This is a genomic window from Pseudomonas sp. FG29 (genome assembly GCF_057809355.1).
The window spans coordinates 183783-205591 of record NZ_JBMDJU010000001.1 but is presented as its reverse complement, the minus strand read 5'-3'; the positions used below and the strand labels follow the sequence as shown (position 1 = coordinate 205591).

Here is a 21809-nt window from a genome sequence, read left to right as displayed (position 1 = left end):
CGGGGCTCCTGGGTTCATCGGGACTCAACGACCTGGGCGGTTTCCCGCGTTAGCAAACAGACACGGCATCCGCCAATCATTTACGGCCGAGTATGCGCAGGATACGCAGGAACAGATTGATGATGTCCATGTACAGCGCCGCTGCGCTGTCGATCGCATTGTCCAGCGTCTTCGGAATCTGGTTGGCGCGCCCCCAGTCGTAACCGATATAGCCGCAGAAGATCAGCACCACGACCCAATCGAGGATGCCGTGATGGGTGTGGAACACGAAGATTTCCACCAGTTCCACGACGATCACCAGCAGCAGCGCCACGGTCAAGGCCGAGGCGATGCGCCTGAAGAATGCCGGAAACAGCGTCCCCAAAATCATCATCCCCACCGTCACCAGCGCGGTGATACGGATCGCCTCCTGCACCAGTTGCGGGTCGTAGCGGTTGACCACCAGATTGACGACCAAGCCGAACGGCACCACCACCAGGTTGTAGCCGACGAAGCTCACCAATGGGTTGCTGGAACGCGCGAACAGATAGACGCCGAGCATGCACGAGGCGAAATAGCCGCCATAGAACACCCAGGGATTGAGGCTGCGTATCCAATCGGTGCTGATGTTAGCCACCATCCACCAGTTGCACATGAAGCCCCAGAGCAGGGCCAGGCCGATGACCAGGTTGTAGGCGGCCGGGCTGATCAGCCTATCCGTGAGCTGTCCTTGTCGCTCGAAAACCGAGTGTTCCATGAGATAAGTCCTTTTACGGAGGTGGTCTGGCGCCAGTGCGGCGCCGATCAGAGGATATTGGCGTAGTCCGCTTCGATGCGATCCAGGCTCAGGTGGTTGAGGAAGTTGGAGAAGCACATCCATGCCGACAGTGCGTTGAGATCCTGGAACTGCGGTGGCAGGTACTTGGGCGGCAACACCAGCCCCTCGTCCACCAGCTTACGCAGGGTACGCATGTCTTCCAGGGTGGTCTTGCCGCAGAACAACAGAGGGATCTGCTCCAGCTTGCCCTTGCGCACCGCCAACTGGATGTAGTTGTAGATGAGGATAAAGCCTTTCAGGTACGACAGATCCTTGGTGAACGGCAGGCCATTGGGCAGCGAGCCCCGGAATACCCGGCTGGCATTGCTGTAGCCGCCTTCCAGGCCGTAACCCTGCTCACGGAAGAACTCGAATACCTCGAGGAAATCGGCGCCCTCCTCCGCCATGTGGATGGCGCGGGTACGGTTGGTCAGCTTGCGCAGGCGCGTCGGGTAGGAGGCGAAGGCGATCACTTCCATGAGGATGGCCAGGCCTTCCTGGGTCACGGTCGACGAGGGCGGCCCCTTGGCCAGGAAGGTGCAAATCGGCTGGTTCAGGCCGTTCAGGGTGGTGCCGACATGCACCAGGCCTTCATGCACTTCCAGCGCCTTGACGTCGCGCTCGTTGAAGCGGGCGTCACTGCGAATCTTGATGTAGTCGGCGCCGGCAGCGGCATCGGCGAGAATGCCGTCGGACTCCAGCACACGTACCGTGTCGTCGCCGAACACCTCGGCCAGGCGTTGCTGCAGGATGTTCACCGCATCACCCGCGCCGAGGGTCTTGGGCTCGTCTTCAAGATCACCGCGCGCGGCGATGTTGTTGAGGTAGTCCGAAAGCATCAGGCCCAGATCGGCGAGGGTCGGATCACCGGCATGGAAGGCATCGGACGCCGCGCCGTAGAGTTCCTGGCTGATCAGACCGAAGTCCTCGGTGCCACGCGCTTCGAGCATGCGGATGACCATGCGGTACTCGCGACACATGCGCCGCATGATCTGCCCGACCGGGTTGAACTGGCCCAGTTGGCGAGTGATGTCGCGCTCGATGTTCTGGAACTCCAGGCGCTTGGCTGCGGCATCGAAGCCCAGCGGCCGGCTCAGGTAGTAGTCGCGGTCAACCGCTGGCAGGGCCTTGCCCTTGGCCTTGAGGAAGGCATCGCGGATGCCGTCGTCCCATTTCACCGCATCCAGTACGCGAATCGGCGTCTGCGCCTCGACGATGCGGTCGCTCAGGGCGCGGATACAGAGTTGGTAATCGTCCAGTTTCTGCTGGCTGTTCATGCTCATCGTTACTCGGCGGCGCGTTGATAACGCGCTACTTCGACGAACAGATCGGCATTGGCCGGGTCGTCGAGATAGGTGAATACCTTGTCCAGCGGGCTGGTGATCAGGGCGCCATCAGCTTCCGGCATGGACACCTTCTGGCCCTGCAGCAGGCCCTTGTTCATGTCCTGCAGGATGTGTTCGACATCGAGGTTGTACACCACCAGCTCGTTGTCCCTGGTCAGTTCGAAACCGGCGATGGCGAAATTGGCGCCCAGGCTTTTCGGCAAGCCCGCCGAGACATACCAACGGCGGCCATGATGAGCGACGGTGAAACCGAAGGTCTCGAGGCTGGCGAGATTATCCGGGCTGCCCTCGTACATTCGCGCTTCGTAGAGGTTGGAGCCGGCCCGGGTAATTTCCAGGAACAGCTGATCGCCCCACTCGTCCTCGCGTGTCCACTCGCCCAGCAAAGGAATCGGCGCGGCCTCATTGGCCGGAATCGGCTCCCGGAAGGTGACCAGGCAACCACTCAGTAACAGGAAGGACAAGGCGACCAGTACGCGCCAGGCTTTCATTTCGCTCTCCTTGTGCACACCACCAGCCCAGGCTGCATCACAGCCCCAGAACCAGATCGATATAGCGTTTAAGAATGGCCAGCATTCCCTGGCTGTCCAGATGCTCGACGCCCTCGAGCAGGCCTCGATACTCCATCTGCAGGATCACGGCCGTCAACAGCTCGCCATCCTGCCTGGGCTGGGTCGAGCCCAGCATTTCGAAGAAGTGGCTGACACCCTGCAGCAAAATCTCCCGATGTGCCCGCACCAGCTCGTGCAGACGCGGGTTGATCAGCGCCTCCTGCTCGAAGGCACGTTCGGCAATCAGATGGTCACGCCGCTCGCGCAGTTGCTGCTGGATATAGGCTGCGGTGAACGCGGCGATCTCGTCGGCCACCTGCTGGCGGGCCTGGCGGCTACCGTCCAGGCGGCTGACAAGTTCCTGCTGCAAGGCCTGGGTGCCCTGCCAGAACTCGGCCATCGACACCGCCCCCCGCTCGACGAACAGGGCGAAGGTGTCGGTGATGAGGTCGTCGATGTCCTTGAAATAGTAGGTGGTCGCCGATAGCGGCACATCAGCTTCGGCGGCAACCGCACGGTGGCGGACGGCGCGTACACCGTCACGCACGATGATGCGCAGCGCTGCGTCGAGAATGGCCTGACGGCGCTGCTCGCTACCCTGACGACTGGCCTTGCGACCCTGGTATTGCACGCTTTCGGCAGCGGCCTGAGCCGCCTGGGTGGCACTCGGTAGGGATGACGTACGACTCACGATGGGTCGACCCTCGGATTGCTCGATTAGGAAACAGCAGAGTACTGGCTTGGCGGGCTGATCAAAAGAGCCTCGCCGATCATGGCTCAGGCAGCAAAAAGCCGCCCGAAGGCGGCTTTCTGTGAGGCATCAGGCCTGCGGGCGCATGTGCGGGAAGAGAATGACGTCGCGAATCGACGGCGAGTTGGTCAGCAGCATCACCAGACGGTCGATGCCGATGCCTTCGCCAGCGGTCGGCGGCATGCCGTACTCCAGGGCGCGGACGAAGTCAGCATCGTAGTGCATGGCTTCGTCGTCACCGGCGTCCTTCTCGGCCACCTGGGCGAGGAAGCGCTCGGCCTGGTCTTCGGCGTCGTTGAGCTCGGAGTAGGCGTTGGCGATCTCGCGGCCACCGATGAACAGCTCGAAGCGGTCGGTCACGGCCGGATTCTGATCGTTGCGACGCGCCAGCGGCGAGACTTCGAACGGGTACTCGGTGATGAAGTGCGGCTGCTCCAGCTTGCTCTCCACCAGCTCCTCGAAAATCATCACCTGCAGCTTGCCCAGGCCTTCGTGGCCAAGCACCTTGGCGCCCGCCTTCTTGGCGATGGCGCGGGCTTTCTCGACGTCGTTCAGGTCAGCCTCGGTGATGTCCGGGTTGTACTTGAGGATCGAGTCGTACACCGACAGGCGCACGAACGGCTCGCCGAAGTGGAACACCTTGTCGCCATACGGCACGTCGGTGGTGCCCAGCACGGCCAGGGCCAGTTCGCGGAACAGCTCCTCGGTCAGATCCATGTTGTCGCGGTAGTCGGCGTAGGCCTGGTAGAACTCGAGCATGGTGAACTCGGGGTTGTGCCGGGTCGAGACGCCTTCGTTACGGAAGTTGCGGTTGATCTCGAACACTTTCTCGAAGCCACCGACAACCAGACGCTTGAGGTACAACTCCGGGGCGATACGCAGGAACATGGCCATGTCCAGCGCATTGTGGTGCGTCTCGAACGGCTTGGCTGCGGCACCACCGGGGATGGTCTGCAGCATCGGGGTTTCCACTTCGAGGAAGCCGCGCTCGTTGAGGAAGCGACGGATGTGCGCGATCACCTGCGAACGTACGCGGAAGGTGTGGCGGGTTTCCTCGTTGACGATCAGGTCGACGTAACGCTGGCGATAGCGCTGCTCGGTGTCGGTCAGGCCGTGGTGCTTGTCCGGCAGCGGGCGCAGCGACTTGGTCAGCAGGCGCACGTTGTTCATGTGCACGTACAGGTCGCCCTTGCCGGAGCGCGCCAGGGTGCCTTCTGCGGCGATGATGTCGCCCAGATCCCAGGTTTTGATCGCTTCCAGGGTTTCGGCCGGCAGGCCTTTGCGGTCGACGTAAACCTGCAGGCGACCGGAAGTGTCCTGCAGCACCATGAAGGCGCCACGGTTGAGCATGATGCGCCCGGCGATCTTCACCGGGATGGCAGCGGCTTCCAGCTCTTCCTTGCTCTTGCCCTCGTACTGTTTCTGCAGGTCGGCGCACAGGCTGTCGCGGCGGAAATCGTTGGGGAAGGCAATGCCCTGCTCACGGACGGCAGCAAGCTTTTCCTTGCGCTGGGCAATCAGCTTGTTTTCTTCCTGTTGCAGTTCGTTGTGGTCGAGTTGTTGGTCGCTCATGGCGGGTCGTCCCGGTCAAATCATCATTCTGGAAAGATCGCTGCCAGGCTGAAGCGGATGCCTCAGCCGAGGCCCATCCGCTTCAACGTGCAGCTTGTCGCTTGAAGCTTGCAGTGCTGTCAAAGCCCCTGCTTGAGGCTGGCCTCGAGGTAACCGTCGAGGTCACCGTCGAGCACCTTCTGGCAGTCGCTGCGCTCGACGCCGGTACGCAGATCCTTGATGCGCGAGTCGTCGAGCACGTAGGAGCGGATCTGGTGGCCCCAGCCGATGTCCGACTTGCTGTCTTCCAGCGCCTGCGAGGCGGCGTTGCGCTTCTGCATCTCCAGCTCGTACAACTTGGCCCGCAGCATCTTCATGGCGGTGTCCTTGTTGGCGTGCTGGGAACGTTCGTTCTGGCAGGCCACCACGGTGTTGGTCGGCACGTGGGTAATCCGCACCGCCGAGTCGGTGGTGTTGACGTGCTGACCACCGGCACCGGAGGAGCGGTAGGTGTCGATGCGCAGGTCGGACGGGTTGATCTCGATTTCCACCTTGTCGTCGATCTCGGGGGAGACGAACACCGCCGAGAACGAGGTGTGGCGACGCGCGCCGGAGTCGAACGGGCTCTTGCGTACCAGGCGGTGCACGCCGATCTCGGTGCGCAGCCAACCGAAGGCATATTCGCCCTTGATGTGCACGGTGGCGCCCTTGATACCGGCGACTTCACCCTCGGACAGCTCGACGATCTCGGCGCTGAAGCCGCGCTTGTCGGCCCAGCGCAGGTACATGCGCAGGAGGATGTTGGCCCAGTCCTGGGCCTCGGTGCCGCCGGAGCCGGCCTGGATGTCCAGGTAGCAGTTGTTGGCGTCCATCTCGCCGCTAAACATGCGGCGGAACTCCAGCTTCTCGAGGATTTCGCGCAAGCGTTCGACTTCGGCGACGATGTCGCTCACCGCCCCTTCGTCGTTTTCTTCGGCGGCCATTTCCAGCAGGTCGCGGGAATCGCTCAGGCTGCCGGTGAGGTCATCGATGGTTTCGACGATCTGCGCCAACATGGCGCGCTCACGGCCCAGGGCTTGGGCGTATTCGGGCTTGTTCCAGACGCTGGCGTCTTCCAGCTCGCGGTTTACTTCGACCAGGCGATCATGCTTGTGATCGTAGTCAAAGATACCCCCGAATCGACTGGGTCCGCTCGGACAGGTCCTTGATGGCGTTGAGGATCGGATTGATTTCCATGGTAGTCGGCGCTCGCGGCAAATCGGACGGAAAAGCCGGGGAGTATACCCGAGCGCAGCATGCCTGGCAGCCCGGCAAGCCCAAGGAATATCAGAGCGCTGGACTAACGGCGTCTTATACTTGCGCTAGAACTTATACACAGCACTTCTTGATGGAACGCCCAGATGCCACCCTCGTACAGCCTGCGCAGTCGCTTCGCACTGGTCATCGCGCTGTTGGTCGGAGCGCTCAGCTGGATGCTGGGCACCCTGATCGGCCAATACAGCAGCCAGCAATTCCGTGAGGACACCGGCCGCAACCTGGCCGAGCTGTCCTACGCCATGGTCGACCGACTCGACCGAGACATGGCAGGTCGTGCCGCTGTGTTGCGCGTATTGAGCAACCTCGAAGCACTGCGCCAACCGGACAATATCGGCGAGATCCGACGCCTGCTCGACAGCCTGCAGAAAGAGATTCCCAGCATCGCCTGGATCGGCTTCACCGACCCGCAGGGCACCGTACTGGCCTCCAGCAACGGCCTGCTGGAAGGCGCCAGCATCGCCCAGCGGCCGGTTTATCGGGAAGCGCTCAAGGGCCTGTTCATCGGCGATGTGCATGAAGCGGTGCTGCTGGCCAAGCTGCTGTCCAACCCCACCGGCGAGGCGATGAAGTTCGTCGACATCAGCCTGCCGATCCACGGCGCCGACGGCCAACTGGTCGGCGTGCTGGCCTCGCACCTGTCCTGGGCCTGGGCCTATGAGGTACGGCGCGCGCTGCTCGAACCGATGCAGGAGCGACGGCACGTCGAATTCTTCGTCATCGGCCAGGAAGGCACGATATTGCTCGGCCCGCGCGAGATGATCGGCCAGCCCTTGCCACTGCCCGAGCTGGCAAACCTCGAGCCGGGTGCCAGCCAATGGGCCATTCAACGCTGGCCGGATGGCAACGAATACCTCACCGGCCTGACCCGCAGCCGTGGCTATCAGGATTACCCGGGCCTGGGTTGGACGGTGGTGGCACGGCAGTCGGTTGAACAGGCTTATGCCCCGGCTCACCGCCTGCTGCTGAGCATCCTCCTCTGGGGTAGCGGCCTGGCTGTGGTCTTCGCCTTCGTCGGCTGGCTGGCCAGCGGCTACTTCACCCGCCCCCTGCAGGAAATCGCCAACGCCGCCGACCGCCTCAGTGCGGGGGAGATCAACGAAATTCCGGAGATGCACGGGAGTCGTGAGATCACCCAACTGAGTCAGTCCATCCGCCATCTGGTGGACAGCCTGACCCTGCAGAAGCGCGCCCTCGGCGCCATGGAAACCCTGGCCCACCACGACCCGCTGACTGGCCTGCCGAACCGCATTGCCCTGGAGAAGTACCTGCCCCAGGCGCAGCAACGTAGCCAGATGCAGCAGCAGTGCCTGGCCCTGCTCTATCTCGACCTGGATGATTTCAAGCCGATCAATGACACCTACGGCCACAGCGCCGGCGACCACCTGCTGCACGAACTGGCGCAACGCCTCAGGAGCATCCTGCGCGACGGCGACATGGTGGCGCGCCTGGGTGGCGACGAGTTCCTCATGATCCTGCTGGTGCCCGAGCACGACGCCCGCGCCCAGGCGCGGATGGTGGCCGAACGGGCCATCGCCAGCCTGGGTCAGCCGGTAGCCCTCGATGAGGGTGAAGTCAGCATCGGCTGCAGCATCGGCGGCGCCATCTGGCCGCTGGATCACGCCGACCTGGACGAAGCACTGGAACTGGCCGATCAGGCGCTCTACCGGGCCAAACAGGACGGGCGCAACCACGCCCAGTTCCAGCACGACACGATCACCTCCTGATCAGCGGGCGTCGCTGGCGATCATCTGCGCGGCCTTCTCCGCGATCATCAGCACCGGCGAGCAGGTATTGCCGGACACGATGTTCGGCATGATCGAAGCATCGACCACGCGCAAGCCGGCGATGCCATGCACACGCAGGCGCGCGTCGACCACGGCGTCGCGCCCCCGGCCCATGGCGCAGGTACCGGTCGGGTGGAAAATGGTGGTGCCGATCTCACCTGCCGCGCGCTGCAGATCCTCCTCGTTGCGATAGTCCGGGCCGGGCTTGTATTCCTGCGGCCGGTAGCCGGCCAGTGCCGGGGCCGCGACGATACGCCGGGTCAGGCGAATGGCATCGGCCGCCACTCGCAAATCGCGCTCATCGCTGAGGTAATTGGGGCGGATCAACGGGGCGGCGCCCGCATCGACCGAGGCGATTGCGACACTGCCACGGCTATGCGGGCGCAGGTTGCACACCGAGGCGGTGAAGGCCGGAAAGTCGTGCAGTGGCTCACCGAAACGCTCCAGCGAGAGAGGCTGGACGTGGTATTGCAGGTTGGCGCGTGCCTGGTCAGGGCCGGATTTGGCGAACGCACCAAGCTGACTAGGCGCCATCGACAGCGGGCCGCTGCGTTTGAGCAGATACTCCAGGCCCATGCCCAGCTTGCCCCAGGGCGTGGCGGCGATACGGTTGAGGGTCTTCACGCCTTCGACGCGATAGATCAGGCGCAGTTGCAGGTGATCCTGCAGGTTCTCGCCGACGCCGGGTAGTTCGTGTTTGACGCCGATACCCAGGCGTTCGAGCAGGCCGCGCGGGCCGATACCGGAACGCTGCAGCAGCGCGGGCGAGCCGATGGCACCGGCGCACAGCAGCACTTCACGGCGTGCTGCGACGCGCAGTTGGCGTCCCTGCCAGCGCAGCGACAAGGCGTGCGCCCTGCCCGCGTCCAGCTCCACTCGCTCAGCCTCGGCGTCGGTCAGCACATGCAGATTCGGCCGCTGGCGGATGCCGCGCAGGAAGGCCTTCGACGCGTTCCAGCGCACGCCGCCCTTCTGGTTGACCTGAAAGTAGCTGCAGCCTTCGTTGTCGCCGCCGTTGAAGTCCTCGACGCTGGCGATACCGCTTTGCGCCGCAGCCGCGCGAAAGGCTTCGAGAATCTCCCAGGACAGGCGCTGGCGTTCGACCCGCCACTCGCCATCGCCGCCATGCAGCGCGCTGTTGCCGGCGAAGTGATCCTCGGTGCGTTTGAACAGCGGCAGCACATCGTCCCAACCCCAACCGACATTGCCGGCAGCAGCCCAGGCGTCATAGTCGGCGGCCTGGCCACGCATATAGATCATGCCGTTGATCGACGAGCAGCCACCGAGTACGCGGCCGCGTGGGTATTTGAGGCTGCGCCCATGCAGGCCAGGATCGGCCTCGGTGCTGAAGCACCAGTCGGTACGCGGGTTGCCAATGCAGTAGAGGTAACCGACGGGGATGTGAATCCAGGGGTAGTTGTCGCGCCCGCCTGCCTCGATCAACAGCACGCTGACACCCGGGTCGGCAGACAGCCGATTGGCCAGCAGACAACCGGCGGGGCCGGCGCCAACGATCAGGTAGTCATAGGCATCCAGGGGCGCTTGCGACATGAGCATCCTCGCGTGTCGTTCTTGTCATCGGGCCACAGCCTAAAACAAGCGCAGCGCGAGGATGAATGATCTTTTCGTCTAAACGCGCTGCAGCTCGACGCGCACCTGGGCTTCCAGCTCGCCCTTGAGTGCAGGTGGCAGTTGCAGCTGACGCGCCAGCTCTTCGAGGTAAGCCCGCTCCATGAAATGCTCCTCGTCCACCATCAGCACGCTGGCCAGGTACATCTCAGCGGCCATTTCCGGCGTGCTGGCGGCGCGCGCGACATCGGCGGGATCGAGCGGCTTGTTCAGTTCGGTGTGCAGCCAGGCCTGCAATTCAGCGTCCTGTGCCAGCTTGCCCAGTTCCTCTTCGATCAGTTGCCGCTCGCGCTCGTCGACATGGCCGTCAGCCTTGGCCGCTGCCACCAGCGCCTTGAGAATGGCGCGGCTGTGCTGCTCGGCCTGCGGGGCCGGCAAACGATCCAGGGTCTGCGGCTCCACCGGCTGTGCCCCGCCCTGCTGGGCCTGCTGCGCCTGCCAGTTACCGTAGGCCTTGTAGGCCAGCACGCCCAATGCGGCCAGGCCGCCATAGACCGCCACCTTGCCGCCGACCTTGCGCACCCGCTTGTTGCCCAGCAGCATGGCCAGCGCCGCACCGCCACCCGCGCCCTTGAGCATCGCGCCAAGATCGCTGCCACCGCCCTTCTTGCCTGCGCCACCGCCGAGTAGGCCGCCCAGCGCGCCACCCAGCCCGGAAGAGGCACCACCAGCACCTTTCTGTTGCAGCATCTCCTGACCGGATTTGAGCAGTTGATCGAGCAAGCCACGGGTGTTCATCGTCATCGTCCTCCTCGGGAAATGCCTCGATTCTAGGCGGGCACGGGCATGCCCCTGCGAGCGACTGTGCTTCCGAATATTGCGGCCTGACGAAGAAAGGCTTTCATTCGATAAAAAAGAAAGCTCTTATCAGCATTCGACTCACACCTTATCGGTGAGACCACCTGCATGATGACCCTGCGCCAGATTCGCCACTTCATCGCCGTTGCCGAGACCGGCTCGATCTCCGCCGCCGCCCAGGCCGTGTTCATTTCCCAGTCGACCCTGACCCTGGCCATCCAGCAACTGGAGGAAGAAATCGGCGTCAGTCTGTTCAACCGGCATGCCAAGGGCATGAGCCTGACGCACCAGGGTCACCAGTTCCTGCGCCAGGCGCACCTGATCCTGGCCACGGTGGAAAACGCCAAGCGCAGCCTGCAGCAGAGCACGGATCAGGTCGAAGGCCAGCTCACCATCGGCGTCACCAGCCTGGTGGCCGGCTATTACCTGGCCGAACTGATCACCCGCTTCCAGCGTGCCTACCCCAACGTTTCCACGCGCGTTGTGGAAGACGAACGCCCCTATATCGAGCACCTGCTGGTAGCTGGCGAGATCGATGTCGGCGTGCTGATCCTCTCCAACCTGGAGGATCGTCACGCCCTGCAGACCGAAGTGCTGACCCACTCGCCGCACCGCCTCTGGCTGCCGGCCCAGCACCCGCTACTGGAACGCGACAGTATCACCCTGGCCGACGTCGCCGGGCAGCCGCTGATCCAGCTCAACGCCGACGAGATGGGCCTGCACACCGAGCGCATCTGGCGCCGTGCCGGGCTGACGCCACAGGTCAGTCTGCGCACCGCCTCGGTGGAAGCCGTGCGCAGCCTGGTGGCGGCAGGGCTGGGCCTGTCGATCCAGCCGGACATGACCTACCGCCCCTGGTCACTGGAAGGCGACATCATCGAGGCGCGGCCACTGGCCGACCTCGGCGAACCGCTGGATGTCGGCCTCGCCTGGCGGCGCGGTACGGCGCGGCCGGCACTGGTCGATCCCTTCCTAACACTGGCCCGCGAGCAACCGCCGGGACGCAAGGTTTCGATTTAATCGAACGCAGCTTTCAGTATTTAGAATTTGTCGAAGCCCGTGCCGGACTCTAGTCTCCAGTGAACGGTGCGGCTTCCCTGGAGACGCACCATGCCCGAGACACCCCGCCAGAGCGGCCACAAGAAGATGTCCAACCCTCAGCCCGAGCTGCACAGCGCCCTGCTCATCGACGGCCAACTGGTCGCCGGCGAAGGCGGTCGCGAAGCCATTCTCGACCCAGCCAGCGGCGAACGCCTGGTCGAAGTCGCCGAGGCGTCGGGCGCTCAGGTAGAGGCCGCCATCCTCGCGGCGCAACGGGCCTTCGGCCAGTGGTCGCGCAGCACGCCGGCAACCCGCGCCAGTGTGCTGCTGGCCATCGCCGATGCCATCGATGCCAACGCCGAAAAGCTCGCCCGCCTGGAAGCCCTGAACTGCGGCAAGCCACTGCACCTGGCGCGCCAGGACGATCTGCCGGCCACCGCCGACGTATTTCGCTTCTTCGCCGGCGCGGTGCGCTGCCAGCAAGGCCAGTTGGCTGGCGAATACCTGCCGGGCCACACCTCGATGATCCGCCGTGACGCCCTCGGCGTGGTCGCCTCCATCGCGCCGTGGAACTACCCCCTGATGATGGCGGCGTGGAAGATCGCTCCAGCCCTGGCCGCCGGCAACTGCGTGGTGTTCAAGCCGTCGGAGCACACCCCGCTGTCGATCCTGGCACTGGCACCGCTGCTCGCGCAGATCGTGCCGGCCGGAGTGCTGAACATCGTCTGCGGCGGCGGCGAAAGCGTCGGCGCACCGCTGGTCAGCCATCCGAAGGTGCGCCTGGTGTCGCTGACCGGCGATATCGTTACCGGACAAAAAATCCTTCAGGCCGCCTCACGCACGGTCAAGCGCACCCACCTGGAACTGGGCGGCAAGGCGCCGGTGATCGTCTGCGACGATGCCGACCTCGACGCCGTGGTGCAGGGCGTGCGCACCCATGGTTACTACAACGCCGGGCAGGACTGCACTGCCGCCTGCCGCATCTACGCCCAGGCCGGCATTCATGATCGCCTGGTAGCCGCGCTGGGTGACGCCGTCTCCAGCATTCGCTTCGCGCGCAAGAAGGACGCCGACAACGAGATCGGCCCGCTGATCAGCGCCCGCCAGCGCGACCGCGTGGCCAGCTTCGTCGAGCGCGCCCTCGGCCAGCCGCACATCGAACGCATCACCGGCGCCGCGGTGCATTCCGGCCCTGGCTTCTACTACCAACCGACCCTGCTGGCCGGCTGCCGGCAGAGCGACGAGATCGTCCAGCGCGAGGTGTTCGGCCCGGTGGTGACCGTCACCCGCTTCGACGAACCCAGCCAGGCGCTGGACTGGGCCAACGACTCCGAATACGGCCTGGCCAGCTCGGTGTGGACGCGCGACCTGGACAAGGCTTTCCAGCTTGCCGGGCGCCTGCAGTACGGCTGTACCTGGATCAACACCCATTTCATGCTGACCAGCGAGATGCCCCACGGCGGCCTGAAACGCTCCGGCTACGGCAAGGATCTGTCCAGCGATTCGCTACACGACTACAGCGTGGCGCGCCACATCATGGTGCGCCACGGACAACAACTAGACTGATCAACGCCGGCGGCAGCGCCGACGACATTTCACTGCCCCTACAACGATGTCCAATAAAGAGGGAAACACGATGTCCGCGCACAGAACCGCCGCACTAAGCGCCCTGACCACCGCCCTGCTGACCGTTTGTGCCGTGCAGGCCGCCGAACCGCTGACCGCCCTGGGCAAGCCTGAGGGTCAGCTCGACATCATCGCCTGGCCCGGCTACATCGAGCGTGGCGAGACCGACAAGGGCTATGACTGGGTGACCGCCTTCGAACAGGAGTCGGGCTGCCAGGTCAACGTCAAGACCGCCGCCACCTCGGACGAAATGGTCAGCCTGATGGCCAAGGGCGGCTACGACCTGGTCACCGCCTCCGGCGATGCCTCGCTGCGCCTGGTCGCCGGCAAGCGCGTGCAGCCGATCAACACCGACCTGATCCCCAACTGGAGCAAGGTCGACGAGCGCCTGAAGAATGCCCCCTGGCACACCGTCGCCGGGCAACACTACGGCACGCCCTACCAGTGGGGGCCGAACGTGCTGATGTACAACACCAACGTCTTCAAGCAGGCGCCCACCAGCTGGAACGTGCTGTTCGAGGCCCAGACCCTGGCCGACGGCAAGCCCAACAAGGGCCGTGTACAGGCCTATGACGGCCCCATCTACATCGCCGATGCCGCGCTCTACCTCAAGGCGCACAAGCCCGAGCTGGGCATCGACGATCCCTACCTGCTGACCGAGGAGCAGTACGCAGCCGTGCTAGCCCTGCTGCGCCAGCAGCAGCCGCTGATCCACCGCTACTGGCACGACGTGACCGTGCAGATGAACGACTTCAAGAACGAAGGCGTGGTCGCCTCCAGCGCCTGGCCGTACCAGGTCAATGCCCTGCAACTGGAGAAACAGCCGATCGCTTCCACCGTGCCCAGCGAGGGCGCCACCGGCTGGGCCGACACCACCATGCTGCATGCCGAGGCCAAGCACCCGGTGTGTGCCTACAAGTGGATGAACTGGTCGCTGGAGAACAAGGTGCAGGGCGACGTGGCCGCCTGGTTCGGCTCCCTGCCCGCCGTGCCGGCGGCCTGCCAGGGCAACGAGCTGCTCGGCGCCGAGGGCTGCAAGGTCAACGGCTTCGACAACTTCGACAAGATCGCCTTCTGGAAAACCCCGCAGGCCGAGGGTGGCAAGTACGTGCCCTACAGCCGCTGGACTCAGGACTACATCGCCATCATGGGCGGTCGCTGAACGCCGTCCTGGCGGCTGCTGCGCAAGCCTGGTCAGCGCCCGGCAGTGCTCGGAATCCTCACGTACGCCAGTACGCTGCGGTTTCTGCGCGCTGGCCGGACACGGCTGAGGCTCGCTCGCGACACAGCCAGGACGACGTTCAAAACCTGATGGTTTGGTAACCCCTTCCACAGCTTTACCGCCGCACACCCACCACCGACTCTCCCGTCTCGTGTCGGCAAACCGGCCGGGCCGGTGGTGGGCTGTTTTTCTCCTGGAGTGTTGAAGATGACCCTTGCAGTGCAATTCACCGATGTCTCCCGCGTGTTCGGCGAGGTCAAGGCCGTCGACCGGGTGTCCATCGACATCCAGGACGGCGAATTCTTTTCCATGCTCGGCCCTTCGGGCTCGGGCAAGACCACCTGCCTGCGCCTGATCGCCGGCTTCGAGCAGCCCAGCAGCGGCTCGATCCGCATTCACGGCGAGGAAGCCGCCGGCCTTGCGCCCTACCGGCGTGACGTCAACACCGTGTTCCAGGACTACGCGCTGTTCCCGCACATGAGCGTGCTGGACAACGTCGCCTACGGCCTCAAGGTCAAGGGCGTGGCCAGGGCCGAGCGCCATGCCCGCGCCGAGGAAGCACTGGCCATGGTCGCCCTGGCCGGTTTCGGTGGACGCAAGCCGGCGGCCATGTCCGGCGGTCAGCGCCAGCGCGTGGCCCTGGCCCGCGCCCTGGTCAACCGCCCGCGCGTGCTGCTGCTCGACGAGCCGCTGGGCGCGCTCGATCTGAAGCTGCGCGAGCAGATGCAGAGCGAGCTGAAGAAGCTGCAGCGCCAGCTCGGCATCACCTTCATTTTCGTCACCCATGATCAGGGCGAGGCGCTGTCGATGTCCGACCGCGTGGCCGTGTTCAACAAGGGTCGCATCGAACAGGTGGACACCCCGCGCAACCTCTACATGCAGCCGGCCACGGCCTTCGTCGCCGAGTTCGTCGGCACCTCCAACGTGCTGCGCGGCGAGCTGGCGCAGCGCCTGGCCGGCAGTGCGCGACCGCTGTCGATCCGCCCCGAGCACACGCGCCTGGCCGCTGGCGAGGCACTGGCCAGCGACGAGCTGGAGATCAACGGCCTGCTGCACGATATCCAGTATCAGGGCGCCGCCACACGCTACGAGATTCGCCTGGACAACGGGCAGAACTTCGCTGTCAGCCAGGCCAACAGCCAGTGGCAGGCCAGCGCCACCTCGCCCCAGGTCGGCCAGACGGTGCAGGTGCGCTGGTCGCGCGGGGCCATGGTCGCCCTGCGCGAGGAGGCCTGAGATGAGGACCAGCACACTCCCGAGCGGAGGCGGCCTGCTGCACCGCCTGGCCGACCTGCTCTACCGCAAGCCGACGCTCTACCTGTCCCTGCTGCTGATTCCGCCGCTGCTGTGGTTTGGCGCGATCTACCTGGGTTCGTTGCTGACCCTGCTGTGGCAGGGCTTCTACACCTTCGACGACTTCAGCATGACGGTCACCCCGGATCTGACGCTGGGCAACTTCGCCGCGCTGTTCCAACCGGCCAACTTCGACATCATCCTGCGCACCCTGAGCATGGCCGTGGCGGTCACCCTGGCCAGCGCCCTGCTGGCCTTCCCCATCGCCTACTACATGGCGCGCTACACCACGGGCCGGATCAAGGCGTTCTTCTACATCGCGGTGATGCTGCCGATGTGGGCCAGCTACATCGTCAAGGCCTATGCCTGGACGCTGCTGCTGGCCAAGGGTGGCGTGGCCATGTGGTTCGTCCAGCACCTGGGCCTGGAGCCACTGCTGAACCTGCTGCTGGCGACGCCGGGTGTGGGCGGCAACACGCTGTCCACCTCGCATTTCGGGCGCTTTCTGGTGTTCGTCTACATCTGGCTGCCGTTCATGATCCTGCCGATCCAGGCCTCCCTGGAACGCCTGCCGCCGTCGCTACTGCAGGCCTCGGCCGACCTGGGTGCGCGACCGCTGCAAACCTTCGCCCAGGTGATCCTGCCGCTGTCGATCCCCGGCATCGCCGCCGGCTCGATCTTCACCTTCAGCCTGACCCTCGGCGACTTCATCGTCCCGCAACTGGTCGGCCCGCCCGGCTTCTTCATCGGCAACATGGTGTATTCGCAGCAGGGCTCGATCGGCAACATGCCGATGGCCGCCGCCTTCACCCTGGTGCCAATCGTGCTGATCGCCGTCTACCTGTCCATCGTCAAACGTCTGGGAGCCTTCGATGCACTCTGAGCGCGCATCCTGGGGATTGAAGCTGGCCGCCTGGGGCGGGCTGCTGTTCCTGCATTTCCCGATCCTGATCATCTTCCTCTACGCCTTCAACACCGAGAGCGCCGGCTTCAGCTTCCCACCCAAGGGGCTGACTCTGGACTGGTTCGCCGTGGCCTTGGCCCGCGCCGACGTGCTCGAGGCGATCAAGCTGTCGCTGCAGGTGGCGGCCATTGCCACCACCATCGCCCTGCTGCTCGGTACCCTGGCCGCTGCCGCGCTGTACCGGCGCGACTTCTTCGGCAAGGAGAGCATCTCGATGATGCTGATCCTGCCAATCGCTCTGCCCGGCATCATCACCGGCATCGCCCTGCTCGCCGCGTTCAAGACCTTCGGCATCGAGCCCGGCATCCTCACCATCGTCATCGGCCACGCCACCTTCTGCGTGGTGATCGTCTACAACAACGTCATCGCCCGTTTTCGCCGCACCAGCCAGAGCCTGATCGAGGCCAGCATGGATCTGGGTGCCGACGGCTGGCAGACCTTCCGTTACATCGTCCTGCCCAACCTCGCCTCGGCGCTTCTGGCTGGCGGCATGCTGGCCTTCGCCCTGTCGTTCGACGAGATCATCGTCACCACCTTCACCGCCGGCCACGAGCGCACCCTGCCGCTGTGGCTGCTCAACCAGTTGTCACGCCCGCGCGACGTGCCGGTGACCAACGTGGTGGCCATGGCCGTGATGCTGGTGACCATGCTGCCGATCCTCGGCGCCTACTACCTGACCAAGGACAGCGAGGGCGTTGCCGGCAGCGGCAAGTGACCCCGCCTTTCCCATCGACCATCCCCTAGCGAGGTTCCATTCATGCAAACCCATCTGCTGATCAACGGTGAACTGGTCGCCGGCCAGGGCGAGGCCCAGGCCGTGCTCAACCCGTCGCTGGGCACGCCCCTGGTACACATCGCCGAAGCCACTGCCGAACAGGTCGACGCCGCCGTGCGCGCCGCCGATGCCGCCTTCGAGTCCTGGTCGCAGACCACGCCCGGCCAGCGCTCGGCGCTGTTGCTGGCCCTGGCCGACGCCATTGATGCCAACGCCGACGAACTGGCTCGGCTGGAATCGCAGAACTGCGGCAAGCCCTATGCCGCCGCCCGTGGCGACGAGTTGCCGGCCATCGCCGACGTGTTCCGCTTCTTCGCCGGCGCCGCGCGCTGCCTGCAGGGCTCGGCGGCAGGCGAATACCTGCCCGGCCATACCTCGATGATCCGCCGCGATCCGGTTGGCGTGGTCGCATCCATCGCCCCGTGGAACTACCCGCTGATGATGGCCGCGTGGAAACTCGCCCCGGCCCTGGCCGCCGGCAACACCGTGGTGCTCAAGCCCTCCGAACAGACGCCGCTGAGCGCCCTGCGCCTGGGCGGGATCATCGCCGGCATCTTCCCCGCAGGCGTGGTCAACATCGTCTTCGGCCGCGGCCCGAGCGTCGGCGAGCCCCTGGTGACCCACGACAAGGTGCGCATGGTTTCGCTCACCGGCTCGATCCCCACCGGCTCGCGGATCATCGCTGGCACCGCCGACAGCGTGAAACGCATGCACATGGAACTGGGCGGCAAGGCGCCGGTGCTGGTGTTCGACGATGCCGACATCGACGCGGTGGTCGACGGCATCCGCAGCTTCGGCTTCTACAACGCCGGCCAGGACTGCACCGCCGCCTGCCGCCTGTACGTGCAGCAAGGCGTCTACGACGAAGTGGTGCGCCGCCTTGGCGAAGCGGTCGGTTCGCTGAAGATGGGCCTGCAGGACGAGGACGGCGTCGAGCTTGGCCCGCTGATCACCGAGCAGCACCTGCAGCGCGTCGAAGGCTTCGTCGAACGCGCCAAGGCGCTGCCGCACATCCGTGTGGTCACCGGCGGCCAGCGTGCCGCACGGCCCGGCTTCTTCTTCGAGCCGACCGTGCTGGCCGGTGCCCGCCAGGATGACGAGATCGTCCAGCGCGAAGTGTTCGGCCCGGTGATCTCGATCACCGCCTTCGACGACGAAGCGCAGGTGCTGGGCTGGGCCAACGATTCCAGCTACGGCCTGGCCAGCTCGGTGTGGACGCGCGACGTGGGCCGTGCCCATCGCCTGGCCGCACGTCTGCAATACGGCTGCACCTGGGTCAACACGCACTTCATGCTGGTCAGCGAAATGCCCCACGGCGGCGTCAAGCGCTCTGGCTACGGCAAGGACATGTCGATGTACGGCCTGGAGGACTACACCGCCATTCGCCATGTGATGTTCAAGCACTGATCAGCCGCTGTCCGGCACGGGGCAAACCGCCCCGTGCTTGACAGCCTCACGCCAGGCCAAGCACCATCGCCGAACGATTCAGGCAACGGGCCGCCCATGTACGCCACCTTCGACCACCCACCACTGCTCCCAGGCTTCACTGCCTGCCAGTGCGCGTGCGTCGTCGTTGCCAAGAAATCCAAGAAACAGTCGCTCATTTGACCGGGGCGCTGTCCCGTCAGATGGGCTGACAGGACAAGCGCCAGGTTGCATCTCCCCCTCCCGCTCGTATCCCGCACCCTCCCTGACGGCGACCCAGACGGTCAGTCGCACGGAGTTTTTCGCATGTCCGCTTTTCAAGGTATCTGGGTGGCGCTGGTCACCCCCTTTCACAACGGCGAGATCGATTTCGCCAGCCTCGACCGGCTGACGGCCAAACTGCTGGAGGATGGTGTCGCGGGTTTCGTGGTCTGTGGCACCACCGGCGAGGCAGCAGCACTCAGCCATAGCGAGCAACTGGCGGTGCTGGATGCCGTGCTCCAGCGCGTCCCCGCCGAGCGCGTGATCATGGGCCTGGCCGGCAACCAGTTGAATGCATTGCTCGACCTGCAGCGGGAAATCCAGCGCCGCCCGCTGGCCGGTCTGCTGGTGCCGGCGCCCTACTACATCCGCCCGTCGCAGGCAGGATTGGAGCACTTCTTCACCACCCTGGCCGACGCCGCCGAGGTGCCGCTGGTGCTCTACGACATTCCCTACCGCACCGGCGTGCGTATCGAGCGCGAGACGCTGCGCCGCATCGTCCGCCATCCCAATATCCAGGCCATCAAGGACTGCGCCGGCGATGCCGAAACCACCATGGCGTTGATCGCCGATGGCCAGGTGCAGGTGCTGGCCGGCGAGGACGTGCAGATTTTCAGCACCCTGTGCCTGGGTGGCGCGGGGGCCATCTCGGCCTCGGCGCATATTCGCGCCGATCTTTACGTGGAGATGCAGCAGCGTGTGGCGCAAGGCGATCTGCAGGGCGCTCGGCAGTTGCACTACCGGTTGCTGCCCTGGATGCAGGCGGCGTTCAGCGAAGCCAATCCGGCAGCCGTGAAGGCGGCCCTGGCCTTGCTGGAACTGACCCACGAGGAGGTACGCGCGCCGATACTGCCCTGCTCGCCGGAAAACCGCGAACGCCTGCGTCACGTGCTGGCCACATTGGCGGATTAGCTAATGCACTGCCCTGCGTCAGCGCGGAGCGATATGCGCCACCATCAGTTGCACGGTCTCGTTGCCACGGAACTCGTTGAGGTCGAGTTTGTAGGCCAGCTCGGCCCAGCGCACCGTCGGGTTCGGCCAAACCTCGCGGTCGATGTTGAAGGCGATGCCGTCAAGCTGCACGCTGCCGCACTCGGTCTTGAGCACCAGTTTCAGATGGCGCTCACCGACCACGCGCTGATTGATGACCTGAAACACGCCATGGAACAGCGGCTCGGGGAAATGCTGGCCCCAGGGCCCGGCGTTGCGCAGAGCGCGAGCCAGTTCCAGGTGAAACTCGGTGGCATCGAGCTGACCATCGGAGAGCAGCCGGCCGGTCAGGTCGTCCTCGCTGAGCTGGCGGCGCACTTCGGCATCGAAAGCCGCGGCGAAGGCGCCGAAGTTGGCCTGCGGCAACGACAGGCCGGCGGCCATGGCATGCCCGCCAAACTTGCTGATCAGCCCCGGATGCTTGGCTGCAACCGCGTCCAGCGCATCACGGATATGCAGCCCCGGCACCGAACGCGCCGAGCCCTTGAGCATGCCCTCACCGGCATCGGCGAAGGCGATGGCCGGGCGGTGGTAACGCTCCTTCAGGCGCGAAGCGAGAATGCCGATCACCCCCTGGTGCCAGTCCGACTCGAACAGGCACAGGCCGAACGGCATGTCCTCGATCGACAGATCCTTGAGCTGGGCCAGCGCCTCGCGTTGCATGCCCTGCTCGATGGCCTTGCGATCCTGATTGAGTTGATCGAGCTGCACCGCCATGTCGCGGGCCAGCGCCTCGTCGTCGCAGAGCAGGCATTCTATCCCTAAGCTCATGTCGTCAAGACGCCCGGCCGCGTTCAGGCGTGGCCCGAGGATGAAGCCCAGGTCGGTAGAGGTGATGCGCTTATGATCACGCCCGGCGACTTCGAGAATCGCCCGCAACCCAGGCCGCGCCCGGCCTGCACGGATACGCGCCAGCCCCTGGTGCACCAGGATGCGGTTGTTGGCATCCAGCGGCACCACGTCGGCGACACTGCCCAGCGCTACCAGGTCGAGCAGCTCGCCCAGATTCGGCTCTGCACGGCTGGCGAACCAGTTGCTCTCACGCAGCCGCGCACGCAGCGCCAGCAGCACATAGAACATCACCCCAACGCCGGCCATGGACTTGCTGGGGAACTCGCAGCCCGGCTGATTGGGGTTGACGATGGCATCGGCGGCCGGCAGCTCCGGCCCCGGCAGGTGATGGTCGGTGACCAGTACCGTCAGCCCAGCGGCCTTGGCCGCCGCCACGCCATCGACGCTGGAGATGCCGTTGTCCACGGTCAGCAGCAGATCGGGCTGGCGTTCGAGAGCGACGGCGACGATTTCCGGGGTCAGGCCATAGCCATACTCGAAACGGTTGGGCACCAGGTAATCGACATGCGCGGCGCCCAGCAGGCGCAGGCCGAGCACACCGACCGTACTGGCCGTGGCGCCGTCCGCGTCGAAGTCACCGACGATGAGGATGCGCTGACGCTGCTCGAGCGCCGCGACCAGCAGTTCGACCGCCGCATCGATGCCCTTGAGCTGCTGGTACGGAATCAGCCGCGCCAGCCCCTTGTCCAGCTCCTCGGCGGACTGCACGCCACGAGCGGCGTAGAGACGGGTGAGCAGCGGCGGCAGGTTACCCAGGTCGGGCAGTTGTGCAGGTAGGGGACGGGCTTCGATACGCATCTTGAGTCTTTTCGTGTAGGGCGGGTGCAACCCGCCACA

18 protein-coding genes are annotated in these 21809 nt (G+C 65.0%); 9 read left to right on the top strand and 9 right to left on the bottom strand.

The genetic code is table 11. The annotated features are described in order from the left end of the window. Nucleotides 1–76 precede the first annotated feature (76 nt). From ACODS1_RS01020 to prfB, 6 genes are all read right to left on the bottom strand, one after another. Nucleotides 77–736: a Bax inhibitor-1 family protein gene (locus tag ACODS1_RS01020; RefSeq protein ID WP_322981032.1), complete on the bottom strand. Its 660-nt coding sequence runs from the start codon at nt 734–736 to the stop codon at nt 77–79. A 47-nt stretch (nt 737–783) separates the two neighbouring features. Beyond that, nucleotides 784–2073, bottom strand: coding sequence for a flavohemoglobin expression-modulating QEGLA motif protein (locus tag ACODS1_RS01015; protein WP_489084539.1), 1290 nt, complete (start codon nt 2071–2073; stop codon nt 784–786). A gap of 8 nt (nt 2074–2081) precedes the next feature. Beyond that, nucleotides 2082–2633, bottom strand: a complete 552-nt coding sequence (locus ACODS1_RS01010) for a hypothetical protein (protein WP_489084178.1) — start codon at nt 2631–2633, stop codon at nt 2082–2084. A gap of 37 nt (nt 2634–2670) precedes the next feature. Next, nucleotides 2671–3384 carry a TetR/AcrR family transcriptional regulator gene (locus ACODS1_RS01005; RefSeq protein WP_489084177.1) on the bottom strand — a complete coding sequence of 238 codons (714 nt, stop codon included), beginning with the start codon at nt 3382–3384 and terminating at the stop codon, nt 2671–2673. A gap of 129 nt (nt 3385–3513) precedes the next feature. Further along, entirely contained in the window at nt 3514–5016 is a 1503-nt protein-coding gene (gene lysS, locus ACODS1_RS01000; RefSeq protein WP_489084176.1) for a lysine--tRNA ligase, read from the bottom strand. Nucleotides 5017–5135: 119 nt separating this feature from the next. Next, nucleotides 5136–6231 (bottom strand): peptide chain release factor 2 gene (gene prfB / locus ACODS1_RS00995; RefSeq protein WP_489084175.1). Its coding sequence is split into 2 segments (ribosomal slippage): nt 5136–6158 and nt 6160–6231, totalling 1095 coding nucleotides; the frame shifts between segments, so codons are not numbered across the junction. A 164-nt stretch (nt 6232–6395) separates the two neighbouring features. Between prfB and ACODS1_RS00990 the strand changes: the two genes are divergently transcribed. Then, on the top strand, nt 6396–8036 hold the full coding sequence (locus ACODS1_RS00990) for a diguanylate cyclase domain-containing protein (protein WP_489084174.1): 1641 nt from the start codon (nt 6396–6398) through the stop codon (nt 8034–8036). Here ACODS1_RS00990 and ACODS1_RS00985 read toward each other — a convergent pair whose 3' ends face one another. Both ACODS1_RS00985 and ACODS1_RS00980 read right to left on the bottom strand, forming a co-directional pair. Continuing rightward, the gene (locus ACODS1_RS00985) at nt 8037–9647 is read right to left on the bottom strand and encodes a GMC family oxidoreductase (protein ID WP_489084173.1); all 1611 of its coding nucleotides are present in this window, start codon (nt 9645–9647) and stop codon (nt 8037–8039) included. It lies immediately after the preceding gene. Nucleotides 9648–9725: 78 nt separating this feature from the next. Next, complete coding sequence (locus tag ACODS1_RS00980) at nt 9726–10463, bottom strand: tellurite resistance TerB family protein (protein ID WP_322981158.1); 738 nt, start codon at nt 10461–10463, stop codon at nt 9726–9728. A 168-nt stretch (nt 10464–10631) separates the two neighbouring features. Here ACODS1_RS00980 and ACODS1_RS00975 point away from each other — a divergent pair, with 168 nt between their 5' ends. The 8 genes from ACODS1_RS00975 to dapA all read left to right on the top strand — a co-directional run bounded on the left by ACODS1_RS00975 (nt 10632) and on the right by dapA (nt 20042). Beyond that, on the top strand, nt 10632–11543 hold the full coding sequence (locus ACODS1_RS00975) for a LysR family transcriptional regulator (protein ID WP_322981039.1): 912 nt from the start codon (nt 10632–10634) through the stop codon (nt 11541–11543). A gap of 90 nt (nt 11544–11633) precedes the next feature. Next, complete coding sequence (locus ACODS1_RS00970; protein ID WP_489084172.1) at nt 11634–13130, top strand: gamma-aminobutyraldehyde dehydrogenase; 1497 nt, start codon at nt 11634–11636, stop codon at nt 13128–13130. Nucleotides 13131–13200: 70 nt separating this feature from the next. Then, a complete protein-coding gene (ydcS, locus tag ACODS1_RS00965) occupies nt 13201–14352 on the top strand; it encodes a putative ABC transporter substrate-binding protein YdcS (RefSeq protein ID WP_322981040.1) in 1152 nt (383 codons plus the stop codon). A 267-nt stretch (nt 14353–14619) separates the two neighbouring features. Continuing rightward, nucleotides 14620–15648: an ABC transporter ATP-binding protein gene (locus ACODS1_RS00960; RefSeq protein ID WP_322981041.1), complete on the top strand. Its 1029-nt coding sequence runs from the start codon at nt 14620–14622 to the stop codon at nt 15646–15648. 1 nt (nt 15649) lies between these two features. Continuing rightward, nucleotides 15650–16588, top strand: a complete 939-nt coding sequence (locus ACODS1_RS00955; protein WP_489084171.1) for an ABC transporter permease — start codon at nt 15650–15652, stop codon at nt 16586–16588. Then, on the top strand, nt 16578–17384 hold the full coding sequence (locus tag ACODS1_RS00950) for an ABC transporter permease (RefSeq protein ID WP_322981043.1): 807 nt from the start codon (nt 16578–16580) through the stop codon (nt 17382–17384). Before ACODS1_RS00955 ends, ACODS1_RS00950 begins: the two co-directional genes overlap by 11 nt. Nucleotides 17385–17426: 42 nt before the next feature. After that, the gene (locus ACODS1_RS00945; RefSeq protein ID WP_489084170.1) at nt 17427–18851 is read left to right on the top strand and encodes a gamma-aminobutyraldehyde dehydrogenase; all 1425 of its coding nucleotides are present in this window, start codon (nt 17427–17429) and stop codon (nt 18849–18851) included. A 324-nt stretch (nt 18852–19175) separates the two neighbouring features. After that, nucleotides 19176–20042: a 4-hydroxy-tetrahydrodipicolinate synthase gene (gene dapA, locus ACODS1_RS00940; RefSeq protein ID WP_489084169.1), complete on the top strand. Its 867-nt coding sequence runs from the start codon at nt 19176–19178 to the stop codon at nt 20040–20042. Nucleotides 20043–20060: 18 nt separating this feature from the next. Here the strand turns inward: dapA and recJ are convergent, their stop codons facing one another. Next, the gene (gene recJ, locus ACODS1_RS00935; RefSeq protein WP_489084168.1) at nt 20061–21770 is read right to left on the bottom strand and encodes a single-stranded-DNA-specific exonuclease RecJ; all 1710 of its coding nucleotides are present in this window, start codon (nt 21768–21770) and stop codon (nt 20061–20063) included. Nucleotides 21771–21809 lie beyond the last annotated feature (39 nt).

Bases quoted from the DNA above. Each gene is read 5' to 3' on its own strand.
- ACODS1_RS01020 (WP_322981032.1), bottom strand. From the start codon at position 736: ATGGAACACTCGGTTTTCGAGCGACAAGGACAGCTCACGGATAGGCTG.
- ACODS1_RS01015 (WP_489084539.1), bottom strand. From the start codon at position 2,073: ATGAACAGCCAGCAGAAACTGGACGATTACCAACTCTGTATCCGCGCC.
- ACODS1_RS01010 (WP_489084178.1), bottom strand. From the start codon at position 2,633: ATGAAAGCCTGGCGCGTACTGGTCGCCTTGTCCTTCCTGTTACTGAGT.
- lysS (WP_489084176.1), bottom strand. From the start codon at position 5,016: ATGAGCGACCAACAACTCGACCACAACGAACTGCAACAGGAAGAAAAC.
- ACODS1_RS00990 (WP_489084174.1), top strand. From the start codon at position 6,396: ATGCCACCCTCGTACAGCCTGCGCAGTCGCTTCGCACTGGTCATCGCG.
- ACODS1_RS00985 (WP_489084173.1), bottom strand. From the start codon at position 9,647: ATGTCGCAAGCGCCCCTGGATGCCTATGACTACCTGATCGTTGGCGCC.
- ACODS1_RS00980 (WP_322981158.1), bottom strand. From the start codon at position 10,463: ATGAACACCCGTGGCTTGCTCGATCAACTGCTCAAATCCGGTCAGGAG.
- ACODS1_RS00975 (WP_322981039.1), top strand. From the start codon at position 10,632: ATGATGACCCTGCGCCAGATTCGCCACTTCATCGCCGTTGCCGAGACC.
- ACODS1_RS00970 (WP_489084172.1), top strand. From the start codon at position 11,634: ATGCCCGAGACACCCCGCCAGAGCGGCCACAAGAAGATGTCCAACCCT.
- ydcS (WP_322981040.1), top strand. From the start codon at position 13,201: ATGTCCGCGCACAGAACCGCCGCACTAAGCGCCCTGACCACCGCCCTG.
- ACODS1_RS00960 (WP_322981041.1), top strand. From the start codon at position 14,620: ATGACCCTTGCAGTGCAATTCACCGATGTCTCCCGCGTGTTCGGCGAG.
- ACODS1_RS00955 (WP_489084171.1), top strand. From the start codon at position 15,650: ATGAGGACCAGCACACTCCCGAGCGGAGGCGGCCTGCTGCACCGCCTG.
- ACODS1_RS00950 (WP_322981043.1), top strand. From the start codon at position 16,578: ATGCACTCTGAGCGCGCATCCTGGGGATTGAAGCTGGCCGCCTGGGGC.
- ACODS1_RS00945 (WP_489084170.1), top strand. From the start codon at position 17,427: ATGCAAACCCATCTGCTGATCAACGGTGAACTGGTCGCCGGCCAGGGC.
- dapA (WP_489084169.1), top strand. From the start codon at position 19,176: ATGTCCGCTTTTCAAGGTATCTGGGTGGCGCTGGTCACCCCCTTTCAC.
- recJ (WP_489084168.1), bottom strand. From the start codon at position 21,770: ATGCGTATCGAAGCCCGTCCCCTACCTGCACAACTGCCCGACCTGGGT.